This window comes from Niveispirillum cyanobacteriorum (genome assembly GCF_002868735.1).
In the GTDB taxonomy this organism is placed as follows: Bacteria; Pseudomonadota; Alphaproteobacteria; order Azospirillales; family Azospirillaceae; genus Niveispirillum; species Niveispirillum cyanobacteriorum.
The window spans coordinates 987,568-1,002,125 of sequence record NZ_CP025612.1; the positions used below are offsets into that span (position 1 = coordinate 987,568).

Genomic DNA, 14,558 nt, shown 5'->3' on the forward strand with positions numbered 1-14,558 from the left:
CGCGGTGGGCGGCTTGAAAAACCGTGGCCGGCTGGGTAAACCGCAAGGCGGATCAACGGTCGGGATCATGCCGCTCTATTGAATAGACGTTATAACATACGTTTGTAAAATATAGTGGACGTTTTTGCATCCTGTGCCATGCTGGCATTACAACCCTTACTGCGTGGAAGGCTGCGCACCATGGCCAAGGACGAGATGCTGGACGACGCGTTGGAAGCCGTGAAGCCCGACACCAGTGCCGATGAACTGGGGGAACTGATCGGTGCCAACCTGAAGCGCATCCGCACCAAACGCGGCCTGTCACTGGAGGCGCTGGCCAAGGCCGCCGGCGTCAGCCGTGCCATGATCGGTCAGATTGAGACGGGCCGGTCCATGCCGACAATCGGCCTATTGTGGAAGATCACCTCGGCCCTCGACATCCCCTTCTCCACCCTGATGGGTGGGGGCGAACGCGCCAACCTGCGCGTCATGCGCGCCGCCGACGCCAAGCTGCTGACCTCCAAGGATGGCAGCTTCACCTCACGCGCCCTGTTCCCCTTCGAAGGGGACCGCAAGACCGAATTCTACGAACTGGTGGTGAAGCCGCGCAGCCTGGAAAAGGCCAGCGCCCACGCGCCGGGCACCGTGGAAAATATCGTGGTGACCAAGGGCCGGATCGAAATCAGCGTCGGTACGGAACATGTCGCCCTGGATGCCGGCGACGCTACTTGGTTCAACGCCGACCTGCCCCATTCCTACGCCAATCCCGGCGATGAGGAAGCGGTGATGTACATGGTCATCACCTATGCACAGTCGGTCGGGTGAGATTTCTCTCCGACACCATAACATCGGGCTGTAAAATATATTGACACACCATCTGCGATGGTGTGAATTTAGCGGACAGTTTCTCCAATATAACGGAAGCCACGCTGGAGGTCCAGGGGACCGGAGGCGGGCTGGATGGAGTGTCCGCGATGAGCATTGAGTTCTATTGGCGCCTTCCGCCCCAGGGTGATGGCCGCGCCGCCGACCGCCAGGACTGGAACCGGGGTGACTATGCCCACCCGGCAGGCCACCAGCGTGATTATGCCCGCACCGGCACAGGCCGAGATGGCTTCACCTATTATGACCTGCTGGTGCAGGTGGCCCGCGCGGCGGAGCTGGCGGGTTTCGACGGGTTGTCGATCCCGCAGACGGCGGGCGGAGAAGAACCGCTGATCGTGGCCGGGTCGCTGGCGCGTGAGGTCGGGCGGCTGAAGCTGCTGCCCTCCTTCCCCGCACAATTCATCGCCCCCGTCTATGCCGCCAAGATCGCGACCAGCTTTCAGCGCCTGACCACGGGCCGGCTGGCCTGGCACCTGCATATCGATGATGGCGAAGACGGCGCCTGGCATGGCCGCTCGCGGTCGCGCGAGGAGCAGGTGGCCCGCACGGGTGAGTTCCTGGACATCGTCAAGGGCTTCTGGAATGAGGCGCCGTTCGATTACAAGGGCACCTATTACGAGGTGGAGAAGGGCGGCTTTGCCGGTCCGCTGGCCGGACAGCGGCTGCCGGAAATCCATCTGTCCGGCGATACGGAGGGTGAACTGGCCTTGGCCGGGCGCCATGCCGACGTCTATCTGCTGACCCCGGCACCGCTGGATGAACTGAAGGCCCGCATCGCCGATGTGCGCGCCCGCGCCGCCGGTCGGGATGTACGCTTCGCCCTGGCTGCCGACATCATCACCCGTCATTCGGATGAGGCGGCGTGGGATCATCTGCGCCGGCAGTGGGAAGCCGCGGGCCGCCGGGTGCAGCGCCTGTCGGGCGAACCCGCTGACCGTCCCGGCTTTGACAGCTTCCGGCGCAGCGATGATCAGTGGGCCGGCTTTGCTACCCTGCGTGGCGAAGAAGGTGTGGGTCTGGTCGGGTCCTACGACACCGTCGCCGCCACCATCGCCGATTACGCGCGGACCGGGATCGACCGCTTCATCCTGGGCGCCAACCCGCATCTGGAAGAGGCGTACCGCGTGGGTGAGCATGTGATACCCCGCATCCGCGCCCTGCTTGACGCCGCCAAGGCCGCCTGAACCTTTCGTTTTCTGGAGAGAACCATGACCGACACCGTCGCCCCCGGCCTGACGGCCGAGCAGCTTGCCTTCGTCGCCCAGGCGCAGAAGGACGCCCGCAAAGCCTTCCGCGTCCTGCGCGAGACGCGGACCATCTCCCCGTCCGGCACCCTGGGCTTCACCATTCGCAATCCCGACAGCCAGATCCTGGTCAATCTCAACTATGCTGGCCCCTGGGGCGATGACCTGGACGAGGTGAAGACCAGCGTCGTCGGCTTCGACGGCACCGTCTATCTGGGCAAAAGTGCGGGGCCCGGCGGCGGGCGCTATACTAAGCTGTTCCGCACCCACGATGATGTCGTGGCCATCAGCCATGTCCACACCCCGAACCTGGGCGCCTATTCCCAGGCACATGCCGAACTGCCGCTGCTGTACGTGCCCAACCGCCGTTTCCGCAAGACGGCCAGCCTGCCCGTCTATATCAACCGCCGTCAGCAGGAGGTTGATTTCATCCTGGACAGCATCGCCAAGGATACGGAAGTCCCCGGCATCATCGAGGCCAATGGCGGTGCGACGGTGTGGAGCCGCAAGGGCATCATCGATCTTGCCAATACCATCCTGTTCCTGGAGGAAGGGGCGCATTTCCAGATCCTGGCCGCCGCCGCCCTGGGCGGGTCGAAGCCCTTCGGCCCTGGCGTTTTGCAGCAGCAATGGCGCATGGGCGGCTTGATCCCGTCCACCGCCACCGTCGATGATGACGGCACCATCCATCTGGCGGCAGCGGAATAAAACAGCGAAGGCGGACCGGGGTACCCTCGGTCCGCCTTACAACAATCCGTACTGCTTCAACCGATGGCGCAGGATGTTGCGGGTAATGCCCAGCAGCTTGGCGGTCTGAAGCTGGTTACGATGGCAATATTCATAGGCTGCCTGGAACAGCTTCGCCTCGACCAGATCGTAAAGGTTCTCCGCTCCGCTCTCGAACAGGGGCAGCAGGGCAGCATCAAAACCAGGGGGCGCTGTTTCCTGGGTCAGCGGCATATGCGATGCTTCCATCGGCATACGCTGTCCGGGCAAATTAAGATCGGTCGGCCCGATCGCCTCCCCATTCATCACCAGCAAAGCGTGGTGGATGACATTTTCCAGCTCACGGATATTGCCGGGCCAAGCATAGGCGATCAGCAGCCGCTCGGCCGCCGGTGACAGGCCGATACTGCGCATGCGCAGCCGCTCGCCATACATTTTCAGAAAATGCCCAGCCAACGGCAGGATATCAGCAGGACGTTCGCGCAGCGCCGGCACCCGGATCTGGGCCACGTTCAGCCGGAAATACAGATCTTCCCGAAACCGCCCGGCCCGAACCGCCCCTTCCAGATTGACATGGCTGGCGGCGATGATGCGGACATCAATGGGAATGGCACTGCGCCCCCCAACCCGGGAAATCTCCCGCTCCTGCAGAACCCGCAGAAGCTTCACCTGCATTGACAAGGGCAGGTCGCCAATCTCATCCAGGAACAAGGTCCCGTGCTGGGCCGCTTCAAACCAGCCTCGCTTGGCGCTGACCGCACCCGTGAAGGCGCCGCGCTCATGGCCAAACAGCTCGCTCTCCACCAGATTTTCCGGCAGGGCGGCGCAGTTGATGGCAATGAAGGGCCGGGCGGCGCGCGGGCTCAACCGGTGCAGAAGACGGGCGACCAACTCCTTGCCGGTCCCCGTCTCGCCCGCCACCAGGACCGTCGCTTCCGACGGGCCGATGCGGCCAATACGCTCATAGAGCTGACGCGACGCCGGATCTTCGAACACGACAGCGCTGGCCCGGATGCTTTGCGAGTGAAAGCCCGGACTGTCGAAAGTCATCAAACCGGGCGGTCCTTCCCGCCCGCCAGGTTGCAGCGCCATCGCGTTCCCCTTCCCGCATCGGACAGCAGGGAACAATCCCTACTCTTGTGCTTCGGATTTTAGGGTGTCGAAATTGCGGTGTCAATTAGTGAATTTCAATAATATACATCTTATTAATGTATATTATGTCAAACCCATCATGCCTGCCTCCGCCAATAGCCTTCAAGACCAAGATTTTTCAACGCATTACCTGCAAAGGACGGTGCCAGAAGGGATGCGGCATCGATGCGTTGGCGGATCAACTTGTTATCCAGGGCGTATTGCACCGTGTCCTGATAGCGTTGGGCAATATCGGGGGCAAAAAGAGGCGCCCAGCGCTGCCGCCACGCGTCACCCTGCTCGTCATAGGTACGGCTCAGCACGCTGCGTGGCGTCCCCGTCCGGCCCTGGAATTCCAGGTACTTATCCTTGTTGGCCGGGTCAGAGGCCCAGTGCGCGGCCTTGACATAGGCGGTAACGACAAGCTGGGTCAGTTCCGGCTGACTTTCGATGAAATCCTTCCGCCCGAACATTTCCGTCCGCATCTTCCATTCCGGCCCCTGCCCCTTGCTGGACCAGAGGATGCGGGCCACGCCCTTTTCTTCCAGCAGATAGGCATCGGTCATGGTGAACAGCCCGTCGATCTTGCCAGCCGATACCGCCGCCGCTCCCGTCATCGGATCGATATTCAGAATGGTAAAGTCGGATGGTGACAAGCCACGTGCCGCCAGCAGTCGGAAGAAGGGGATTTCCCAGGGCCGTCCACGATGCACCGCGATGCGCTTGCCCTTCAGGTCGCCCACATCCTTGGCCGTAGATCCTGCTGGCACCACCAGGAACGTATCGCCGCTGCCGCCCATACCGTTGGGGACCAGCAGCCTTGTCTGCACACCATTGGCATTGCAGATGATGGTGGGCAGATCACCATAGGAGGCGAATTCCAGGGATCGGTTTGCAAAGCCCTCATTGATCTGCGGGCCCGTCGCCTTGTGCGACACGGCAAACGGCTCCAGCGCCACACCGCGCTTGTCCAGTTCCGCCGCCAGCCAGCCCTGATGCTCAATCACGGCGGCATAGCCGGTCAATTGCAACTGGCCCTGGGCGAAATTCACGCCGCCGGCGATGCGGATGGATTTGGGCAAGGCTTGCGCGCGGGTGATGATGGCGGGTGCGGTGACCGCAGCCAAACCGGCGACACCGGCCTTCAGCAGGAAACGGCGATTGATCATGGTCCAGCCTCCTTACGCTGCGGTCCGGATGCGGGCCTGCACCTCGGCCAGCGGGCGCGGGTCGATCCAGTCATGAATGTTGAAGTCTTGGTCCAGCGCCCCGATGGAGGCGATGTAGTCCTTGAAGACCCCCAGTCCCTTGATGCTGTCTTCCGACAGCTCCACCGACAGCGACCTGTGCAACTGCTCCCCATAGGCACGGCGCAGCCAACGCTCAGACCAGCCAGTCTCCCGCGCCACCAGCGCCGTGGCATCGTCGGGATGCAGGGCCGCCCACTCTCCGGCCTTCACGACCTGACGCAGAAACCGGCTGACGATCTCGGGATGGTTCTCAATCGTCTCTTCGTTCACGGTCAGCGGGCGCGGGGTGCAGTTGGACACGCGTATATAGGGGTCAGGATGGAAGCCCAGATCAAAAATGATCCCTGCGCCCAGCAATTGTGTCACCTCCGCCCCGCGCACATCCTTGACGTAAACGGCGTCCACCTCGCCCCGAACCAGGGCATAGACCTCGTTCGTATAGGAATGGCGACGGCGGCGACCGGCAAAGGTCACCGTGGCATCAGGGGCACGGGGATCATTGGCCAACGGCACCGCCGTATCAGCCAAGTCCTTCAGTTCCACATCGCGGAGGCTCAAGCCTTCCGTCTCCAGCGCCACGGTAAACGCCCGCAGGGTGGAGATACGGTTATGATCAACCAGACTGCCATGATGGGGGATGCCCACCCGGCGACCGCGCAAATCACGCACAGAACGGATGCCCGATTGCGGCAGAGCGATGATGGCTTGATATTCATCGGTCCAGGTGATGCCGATTACCTTGGTCCGCACCCCTTGCCCCCGTGCCCAGATGGGCGGAACCGATCCGCCTTGGCGGAAGGAATGGCGTAGTGAATGGGTGAAATGGGATTCCTGCTCCGCCGGGTCGGCAGATTCCCGCAACGCCTTGACGATGATGCCATCGGGGGCGAATTCCTGTTCGAACCACGCGAACTGTGCCGCCAGCCCAAACGGTGTGGGCACGGAACAGCGGGTGTACCAGAGCGTGTCGATATTGGCCGGGGCGGCAAGGGTCATGATCTGTTTCCTGAAGAAGGGTCGCGCGGCATCAGCCGGCATGCAGCAAGGAAAGGATTTCAGCCTTCAGCGGCACCAGGGCCGGGTCGTCTCGGTCGCGCGGGTGGGCGTTGGGTACATGCAGGACGCGGGCGATACGACCCGGCTGCATGACGACAATGACGTCGCCGAGGAACAGCGCCTCATCGACGTCATGGGTCACCATGACCATGGTGCTGCGCTGGGTCAGCCAGATGCGTTGCAATTCCGATTGCAGACGCAGCCGGGTCAAGGCGTCCAGTGCGCCCAGCGGTTCATCCAGCAGCAGCACCTGTGGCTGGGGGGCCAGGGCACGGGCAATGGCGGCCCGTTGCGCCATGCCACCGGACAGCTGATGTGGAAAGGCCTGGGCAAACCCGTCCAGCCCCACCAGGGTCAGGAGGCTGGCCACCCGAGCGCGCTTGTCGGTGGCCGCCTCGTCACTGTTGGACAAGGCCAGCAGCACATTCTGTTCAACGGTCAGCCAGGGAAACAGCCGATGATCCTGAAAAATCAGGCCACGGTCCAGCCCCGGCCCAGCCACGGGCACCCCGTCCAGCAGAATGTCACCGCTATCCTGCCGCTCCAGCCCGGCGATCAGGCGCAGCAAGGTGGACTTGCCGCAACCACTGGCCCCGACGATGGAGATAAACTGTCCCGGCGCGATGGTCAGGCTGACATCTTCCAGCACCGACAGTTTGCGTCCGTCGATATCAAAGGCCTTGTCGACATGCCGGATAGCAAGGCCACCGGCGGCGGGCGCGCTGTCCACCTCGACGCTGCGCGGATCAATGATGGCGTTCATGATTACCTTCCAGGGTTCAGCCGGTGACGCGCCAGCGCAGCAGACGCGCGCGGACCAGCGACAGGATCAGGTTCAGGCAATAACCCATCAGGCCGATGGAGATGACGCACAGCAGAACGACACCCATGTCGCCCGCCATCTGTGCGGTATGCATCAGGGACCCCAGTCCAGCCCCTGTGCCGAACAGCAGTTCCACGCCGATGGTGGAAATCCAGGCAAAGGCCAGCGCCTGGCCCACGCCAGTCAGGATTGACGGCAAGGCTGTCGGCAGCAGGATGAAGCGGAGGGTTCGCCAGCGGGACAGCATCAGTACCCGCCCTACCTCCAGATGCTTCTTCTCCGCCTGGGCAAAGCCCTCATATGAATTGAGCAGCAGCGGGTGGAAGGCGGCGACAGCGACCAGCAACTGCTTTGCTTCCTCTCCGCTGCCCAGCCACAGGCCGACCAAGGGCAGCCAGCCCAGCAATGGGACCTGCCGGAAAGCCTGCAACAGCGGTCCGAACAACCGCTCCACCACCGGGAAAGCTGCCATCAGGCTGCCGAGCAGGATGCCAGATAGGCCTCCAAGCACCAGACCGGTCAAGGCGCGCCCGAGGCTGGACCCGGCATTGATCGCCAGTTCGCCGGTCGACAGCAATTGCAACAGCCGATCCCAGACCTGATCCAGCGGCACAAAGGCATAAGCCATGCTGGCATCGATGCTGGACGCCCAATGCCAGGCGGCAGCCAGCAGAAGCGGCAGCACCAGACCGCGCGCCCGCTTGACCAGAGCGACCAGCCAGGCCGGCGGCGGATCATGATCTTCAATCCGGTCGGCATAAACGAAAGAGGTGGGCGGGAATTCAGCGATCAGTGACATGTTCCAACCCTCCTCAAACCGCTTTCCAGCGGACCAGCCGGCGTTCGGCTAGCCGCACGCCCTGATCCAGGGCAAACCCGATCAGGCCGGTCAGGGCCACCCCGACCATCACCGTGTCGATGCGGAACATCTGGCGGCCCATCTCCATCATCTGGCCGATGCCATTCTCCGCCGCCATAAGCTCTGCCGCGACCAGCACGATCCAGGCGCGCGTCAGTCCCAGACGCAGGCCCGTCAGCACCGGCGGCACCGTGGCGGGCAGGATCAGACGAAACAGCACGCGTATCGGCGACAGGCGGTAAATGGCGGCGACTTCCAGCCATCCCTTTGAAATGCCCTTGACCGCATCATGGGTGGCCAAAGCCACGGGGAAGAAAGCGGCCTTAGCGACGATGGCCAGCTTGAACCCCTCATCCACACCCAGCAGCAGGATCAGCATGGGCAGAAAGGCGATGGACGGCACCTGTCGCACCGCCTGAAAAAACGGGCCGGCAAAGTCGTTCACCAGGGCAGACCGGGCCAGCAGAATGCCAAAGCCCAATCCCAAGCCCGAACCGATGCCAAAGCCCAGCAGCAGCCGTGACAGGCTGGCGCGCAGATGGTCTGCCAGTTCGCCGCTGGCCAGCAGCTCGTTGAAACTATCCAGAACGGCAACGGGTGGCACCAACACCTGAGCCGTGAAATCATCCCCACTGGTGGCCGCGAGCCAGGCGGCCAGGATCAGTCCGGGAACCAGTAATGGCAGAAGCCGTTGTTGAAGGGTCGATCTCATCCTCTCGCCTCCCCCTCAAGCCACGACCGGAACGCCGACCAGCGTTCCACGCGTCAGCCGTGCCACTTCATCGGCAATGCGATCCGCCTGGGCCAGCAATGCCGCTGAGGACAAGCCGTAGCTGCCATCGACATCGACCTGAAAATCCCCATCCCGGGCGAACAGGCCTGTAGGCACCGTATGCGTGCCGAAATAGGCGAAAAGCGGCCGCAGCTGATGATCAATGATCGACAGCGGGTCCGCCGCCGCCCCGGTGGCGGCCAGCACTACGGTCTTTCCGGCCAGATCATCCGGGTCCAGCAGGTCCAGGAAATGCTTCAGCAGTCCGGTGTAGGACCCTTTCTGAACCGGCGTGCCGACCACCAGGATATCGGCGGTACGCAACGCAGCGAAAGCGTTGTACAGCGCCGGCAGCGCATCGCGCGGGTGCAACGTCCCGGCCAGGGCCGGGGCCAATGCTGCCACCTCCACCAGCCTTGTCTGGGCGGGTCCCAGCTGTGCGGCCAAGCGACAGACCATATCCTCCACCAGCGTGGTGGTGCGCGACTGGCGGGACAAGCTGCCGGATAGGCCGACGATACGCATGGGAACCTCCATGGTGGGCGGTAATGCCATGGAGCGTATTGGCAAATATCATGCCATACCTGCCAGTATAGCGGCGAAGACCGAAACTTGGAGGTTTAGACTTGTGAAATTTTCAGTTCAACATGCAAAATTTGTTTATTTGTTGGTTGAGCAACAGCCAAGCACCAGCCGGTCCATTCGAGAGTTGCATGTTAACATCCACGCTGGTGGTGGAAATTCACTGACGGGCTTTTGGGGGGCATGCCCCAACAAAAGCCGTTTGCGGCGCTGCAATGGGTGATCATTGGCGAGATCGGCCAGAGTGGAGTTGCGACACTTCCTCAAGCGCCAACGACCCAACCAATCACCGATGACAGTATGGCGATGACCGATCTTCTTCAGAAGGCCGGCGAGGGTGATTTTCTGCGTGCAGTGGCGGAAACGGTATTGCAGATGTTGATGGAAGCCGACATTGACGGCCATGTCGGTGCCGGGCGTCATGAACGTCATCCCGAGCGGCTGAATTACCGCAACGGTTACCGGGACCGGGCGCTGGACACGCGGCTGGGAACGTCGAACCTGCGCATCCCCAAATTCCGGCAAAGCAGTTGTTTTCGGGCCTTCCTGGAAGCCCGCAAGACCAGTGAGAAGGCCCTGGTGGTGGTGATCCAGGAGGCCTGGATCGGTGGCGTATCCACCCGGCGCTTGGCCTGCATATCGGTCCCTCGGAAGCCGAGATCATTTGGAGCGATTTCCTGAAGTCTCTCAAGACCCGTGGCCTGAAGGGCGTGAATCTGATCATCTCTGACGCCCATGAAGGGCTGAAGGCCGCCGCCGCCCTGCGTCAGGCCTTTCTCCAGCCCGACGCCGATGACGCCCACAAAACCTTCCGTCATGTCGCCGACCAGATGCGCGATCGATCACCCAAGCTGGCGGCTTTCATGGATGCCAGCGAGCGTGACGTGCTGGCCTATATGGGCGTTCCCGCCCAGCACCGCACAAAACAGCATTCAACTAACACGCTGGAACGGCTGAACAAGGAGGTCAAATGCCGCGCCGATTCGGCATGCGGGATGATATCGACAACCAGATCGGCGGTCTGCTGAAGACCTTCGGCATCCTGTTCGGCAAGTGGGTGGGCAGTTTCATGAAGCGGGCAGAGGAACTCATTTCCGGCGAACTGAACACCAGCCCGGAGTTGAGCCGGCTGGTCGAGACGCTGCTGAAAGCCCGCGCTGAGATCCAGGGTCGGATCCGTGACCTTGATCGCGACCTGATGCGTCAAGCCAAAGCCTCGGAGGTCTGCCGCCGGTTTATGGGGGTTCCGGGAGTCGGACCCGTTACTGCCCTGTCCGTATGGGCAGCCAATGACGATCCCGACCGGTCTGCCCGCTCCAGCAGTGTGGGGGCCAGTGAAGACGCCGCCATAGAGGTTGTGGGGTATCAGCGCCTGTCGGCTCCAGATGGTTTCGCGACGCTGGCGGCATGCCCCCTACACATCTTTCACCGTCGACCCCTTGTCCGGTCGGACGCTATCTATCCTTGCCAGCTCGGGAGGAGATTGGGCTGATGCTGGCGCGGGGATGTGCCTTGCGAGCGATTGCACGGCATCTGAAACGATCCCCCTCGACGATATCCCGCGAGGTCCGTCGCAATGAGGCGACGCGCTCGGGCGGGTTTGAGTATCGGGCAACCACAGCCCAGTGGCATGCAGAACGAGCAGCGCGCCGGCCCAAGATCGCGAAGCTGGCCTCGAACGAGCGGTTGCGACACTATGCGCAAGAACACCTTGCCGGCCTGGTCCAGCGATCAGATGGAGGCAAGGTCGCTGGGCCACAGGCGCCCTGGAAAGGGCGGCGCCATGGGCGCAGACAATCGTGGCGGCCGGGCGCTACGCGTGCCCCAGGCCCGGCCGGCTGTCGCGGAAGATCCTTCGTCACGCCTGAAATCATGATCAGCGAACGCCCAGCCGAAGCCGATGACCGCGCCGTTCCTGGCCATTGGGAGGGTGACCTGGTCACCGGGCTGAACAGTTCTGCCATTGGCACCCTGGTCGAAAGAACGACCCGTTTCACAATGCTGTTGCATCTGCCAGCGATGCCGGGCCACGGCGAAGGGGCACGGACGAAGAACCGTCCCGCCCTTGCCAGCCATAACGCCGAAGCTGTGCGTGACGCCATCGCACGAACCATTATCAAACTTCCTCACCATCTCCGGCGATCTTTATGCTGGGGTCAGGGGGCTGAAATGGCGCGGCACGCGGATCTGAAGGTTCTTGCCGATCTGCCGGTCTATTTCTGTGATCCGCATAGCCCATGGCAACGCGGGACCAACGAGAACAGCAATGGGCTGTTACGCCAGTATCTCCCCAAGGGCACGGACCTCGCTCTGCTTCAGTATCAATTTGATCGCTTGGCGCCGCACATCGAAATAAGATTCAGAAACGGATCTTCGCACCCGCCGTGAAGTAGCGCCCCCTGGGATCATCGCCCAGTGCGAAGCCGTCACGCAACCCGGCGCGCGTGCCGTTGCCGGAGAAGCCGCCGATTGGCGGCGTGGCATCGAACACATTCTGGACATTGCCATAGATCTGCAGATTGCCGAAAGCAGTACTGGTATCCCAAGCCACATTGATACCCGTGGTGGCGAAGGCACCGATACGGTTCTTCACCCAGACTTGGCTGGGATCGCCACCCAGCTTCATGGCATTACGCCAGCGCTGGGAAATATCGACCGTGACATTCTCCACCGGCTGGAACCGGAAGAAGGCAGAGAGGCGCACGGATGGCGTAGCCGCCAGGCCCAGCGGACCAAAGGCAACCCCGCCCTGATCCAACGTCGCCACGTTGGGCTGCCGGTAATAGACATGCGGCTGCCAGGCGGCCAGAACCCGGAACATCATCGGCCGATCGAGCAGCTCGGCCGAATAGTTCAGTTCCGTGTCGATGCCCCAGGTCTCGATCTCCGATAGGTTGATGTTCTTGGTCAGCCAACGGGTGACCGCGTTGGCAGCAGACCGGTCGGCGAAGCCATTGGGCCGTTCTTGGAGCAGGCAATAGGGTGAGGTGCCGCCACTGGCGTAGCAAGCCTGCTGGTATGCTGGAGTGGAACCGGCGATCTGCGTCACGGCATCGGAAATCCGGATCCGATAACCGTCCACCGCGATGTTCAGATCAGAACTGGGCTGCCAGACAATGCCGGCCGTTACGGTATTGCCGATCTCCGCCGTCAGGTCCGGATTGCCTTCATCCACCTGCGGCGTCGTCGGGCTGAGACCCGTCAGCAAGTCCGTCGGGCGCACAGGAATGATCGTGGTGGGAGAGAACAGGTCATAAAGGGTGGGTGCCCGGATATCGCGCGACCGCGTTCCACGCAAACGGACCTCATCCGTCACGTGCCAGTCAATGCCCAGCTTCCAGGTCCAATAGGTGCCGCTGGTATTGTAATGGGTATAGCGTGCAGCACCATTGACGTTCAGTGATTTCGCCAGCACGCTGTCGACCAGAAGCGGTGCATCGAACTCCACCGCTGCCTCATACACGGTCTGGCTAACCCCGGCCGTTTCGCCGAACACGGATTCCGTCAATTGCGTACCGGCGGTACAGTTGAAGCGGATGCCGGTACAGTCCACCACATCGCTGGGTGCGGCACCGCTTTCGGAACTGAAGGAAACCTTGCGCCATTCTGCCGACAGGGCGGCATTGACGGGGCCGGCCCAGGTATCAAACGGGCTTCCGCCCACCTGACCGGCAATGTCGTTCATCACCGTTTTGGAATGGTATGCGATCGTATCGGTGACATAGCCGATTGCCTCCGCCGCCGACGCATTGGGACCGAAAACATTCAACGGCACACACCCATTGGCCAAGGCAGGGTTGGTCAATGTGATATTGCAAACCGTCTGGCCATTGGCCGGATTGACGACAGCATCCAACGCCGACCACAGCTTCTGTCGGTTGATGACATTGTTCAAGTCGGTGTCCAGCACCGCTTCGCCATGGGTATAGTCGATGGCCCAGTTGATACCCCCGGCCCTTCCATCGAAGCCGGTCGTAGCGATGATTTGTTCTGAATCCGAAACGGCCTGGATGCGCGGGACATCCGCCATGAACTTGCTGAAGCGGAAGGTTGGCTGATTGGCCGGGATCAAAGCCTGGATCTGGGGCGACAGGAAGGCATTGGTCCGGCTGATGGCAACGCCATTTAACTGGTTCGTTTCGGCATAGGAACTATTCGTCTTGAACGTCCCGGATAATTGCGCATAGGCATGGATATCGTCGGTGACGTCGTGATCCAGGCGGCCGAAAAGCTGATGACCTTCCAACTGCGCAATCAGACCGCTATCCCAATAGCCGCCATCGCCACCGATCTGGATGGCGGAAGTGCCGGTCGCTGTACCGGCAACGAAGGGTGACAGAGCGCCGTTGGTCTTGAACACCTGCCCCGCCAGAGCACCCGTGGTGATCAAACCGCCAAAGGGAAAGTCCTTCTGCCGCAGGTTGGTCTGCAGGAAATAGGGGCTGGCCGCGGTGCCCGCCCCCGTGACACCGACCTGATTCAGCCAATCGCGGTCGGTCCGGTTATCGATCCCGCCCTCGTCGCGATACTCATAGCTGAACTCGACATGGACTCTGTCGTTGATATCCGTGCCATAGGCCATGGCAGTGTTGAACTTTGTGGCGTCACCCTGCTCGGACACACCATAGGAAACATCGGCGCGCAGCCCTTGGAGCTTGCGGTTGATGACATAGTTGACGACGCCGGTCATGGCATCGGAGCCATAGACTGCGGATACACCGCCGGTCACCACATCAACCCGTTCCACCAGCAATTGCGGGATGATATCGACATCCACCACACCATTGAACAGCGTCGGCGGTACGCGCTTGCCATCCATCAGTACCAGCGTACGGGTGGGGCCGATATTGCGCAGGTTCAACTGGTTGGCGGAACCATTGCCACCGGCGGCACTGCCGACCGTTGTCGGGTTGCTGGCCGACCCGCGTGAACCGGAGAAGACCGGCAGGCTGTTCAGCGCTTCTGCCAGGGTGGCACCGGGCTGCGTGGTCAGCAGATCGTCGGTACCGATCACCGTCACCGGCGACGGGCTGTTGGCGCCATCCTTGATGACGCGGGAGCCGGTGACGATCACCTCTTCCAGGATCTCGGCTTGACCCGCCGCCGTCTGGGCCGCGACAGCGTGAGTGATAATGAGCGCGCTTGCGCCGGACAGTAGCGCAGAGGCCAGGAACCGCATCGACATCTCCTCCAGGATATTTGTTTATCCGCCAATCATCTGTCATCATGCAGGGGCGGTTATGCGGATTTG

Annotated in this window: 11 protein-coding genes and 2 pseudogenes; 5 read left to right on the forward strand and 8 right to left on the reverse strand. The window is 61.9% G+C overall.

Features of this window, described 5'->3' with window-relative positions; all coding sequences use genetic code 11:
* The first annotated feature begins 138 nt into the window (after positions 1-138).
* From C0V82_RS20020 to C0V82_RS20030, 3 genes are all read left to right on the forward strand, one after another.
* Positions 139-804: a helix-turn-helix domain-containing protein gene (locus tag C0V82_RS20020; RefSeq protein ID WP_211100519.1), complete on the forward strand. Its 666-nt coding sequence runs from the start codon at positions 139-141 to the stop codon at positions 802-804.
* A 149-nt stretch (positions 805-953) separates the two neighbouring features.
* Positions 954-2,048 carry an LLM class flavin-dependent oxidoreductase gene (locus tag C0V82_RS20025; RefSeq protein WP_102114151.1) on the forward strand — a complete coding sequence of 365 codons (1,095 nt, stop codon included), beginning with the start codon at positions 954-956 and terminating at the stop codon, positions 2,046-2,048.
* Between the two features lie 24 nt (positions 2,049-2,072).
* Positions 2,073-2,816 carry a class II aldolase/adducin family protein gene (locus C0V82_RS20030; RefSeq protein WP_102114152.1) on the forward strand — a complete coding sequence of 248 codons (744 nt, stop codon included), beginning with the start codon at positions 2,073-2,075 and terminating at the stop codon, positions 2,814-2,816.
* Between the two features lie 36 nt (positions 2,817-2,852).
* Here C0V82_RS20030 and C0V82_RS20035 read toward each other — a convergent pair whose 3' ends face one another.
* The 7 genes from C0V82_RS20035 to C0V82_RS20065 form a co-directional block, all read right to left on the reverse strand.
* Positions 2,853-3,926 carry a sigma-54 interaction domain-containing protein gene (locus C0V82_RS20035; protein WP_199772550.1) on the reverse strand — a complete coding sequence of 358 codons (1,074 nt, stop codon included), beginning with the start codon at positions 3,924-3,926 and terminating at the stop codon, positions 2,853-2,855.
* A 137-nt stretch (positions 3,927-4,063) separates the two neighbouring features.
* Positions 4,064-5,134, reverse strand: a complete 1,071-nt coding sequence (locus tag C0V82_RS20040; protein WP_102114153.1) for an ABC transporter substrate-binding protein — start codon at positions 5,132-5,134, stop codon at positions 4,064-4,066.
* A gap of 12 nt (positions 5,135-5,146) precedes the next feature.
* Positions 5,147-6,211: an ABC transporter substrate-binding protein gene (locus C0V82_RS20045; protein ID WP_102114440.1), complete on the reverse strand. Its 1,065-nt coding sequence runs from the start codon at positions 6,209-6,211 to the stop codon at positions 5,147-5,149.
* A 31-nt stretch (positions 6,212-6,242) separates the two neighbouring features.
* Positions 6,243-7,034, reverse strand: coding sequence for an ABC transporter ATP-binding protein (locus C0V82_RS20050; protein WP_102114154.1), 792 nt, complete (start codon positions 7,032-7,034; stop codon positions 6,243-6,245).
* A 16-nt stretch (positions 7,035-7,050) separates the two neighbouring features.
* The gene (locus C0V82_RS20055) at positions 7,051-7,893 is read right to left on the reverse strand and encodes an ABC transporter permease (RefSeq protein WP_188595134.1); all 843 of its coding nucleotides are present in this window, start codon (positions 7,891-7,893) and stop codon (positions 7,051-7,053) included.
* A 13-nt stretch (positions 7,894-7,906) separates the two neighbouring features.
* On the reverse strand, positions 7,907-8,665 hold the full coding sequence (locus C0V82_RS20060; protein ID WP_102114155.1) for an ABC transporter permease: 759 nt from the start codon (positions 8,663-8,665) through the stop codon (positions 7,907-7,909).
* Positions 8,666-8,680: 15 nt separating this feature from the next.
* Positions 8,681-9,250: an NAD(P)H-dependent oxidoreductase gene (locus tag C0V82_RS20065; RefSeq protein ID WP_158660076.1), complete on the reverse strand. Its 570-nt coding sequence runs from the start codon at positions 9,248-9,250 to the stop codon at positions 8,681-8,683.
* Between the two features lie 342 nt (positions 9,251-9,592).
* Here C0V82_RS20065 and C0V82_RS20070 point away from each other — a divergent pair.
* Together C0V82_RS20070 and C0V82_RS20080 are read left to right on the forward strand one after the other, a co-directional pair.
* Positions 9,593-10,290, forward strand: a pseudogene (locus C0V82_RS20070) (transposase); the annotation flags it as partial.
* A gap of 376 nt (positions 10,291-10,666) precedes the next feature.
* Positions 10,667-11,617, forward strand: a pseudogene (locus tag C0V82_RS20080) (IS30 family transposase); the annotation flags it as partial.
* A 49-nt stretch (positions 11,618-11,666) separates the two neighbouring features.
* Here the strand turns inward: C0V82_RS20080 and C0V82_RS20085 are convergent.
* Positions 11,667-14,492 (reverse strand): TonB-dependent receptor plug domain-containing protein, encoded by a 2,826-nt coding sequence (locus tag C0V82_RS20085; RefSeq protein ID WP_102114159.1) that lies wholly within the window; start codon positions 14,490-14,492, stop codon positions 11,667-11,669.
* Positions 14,493-14,558 lie beyond the last annotated feature (66 nt).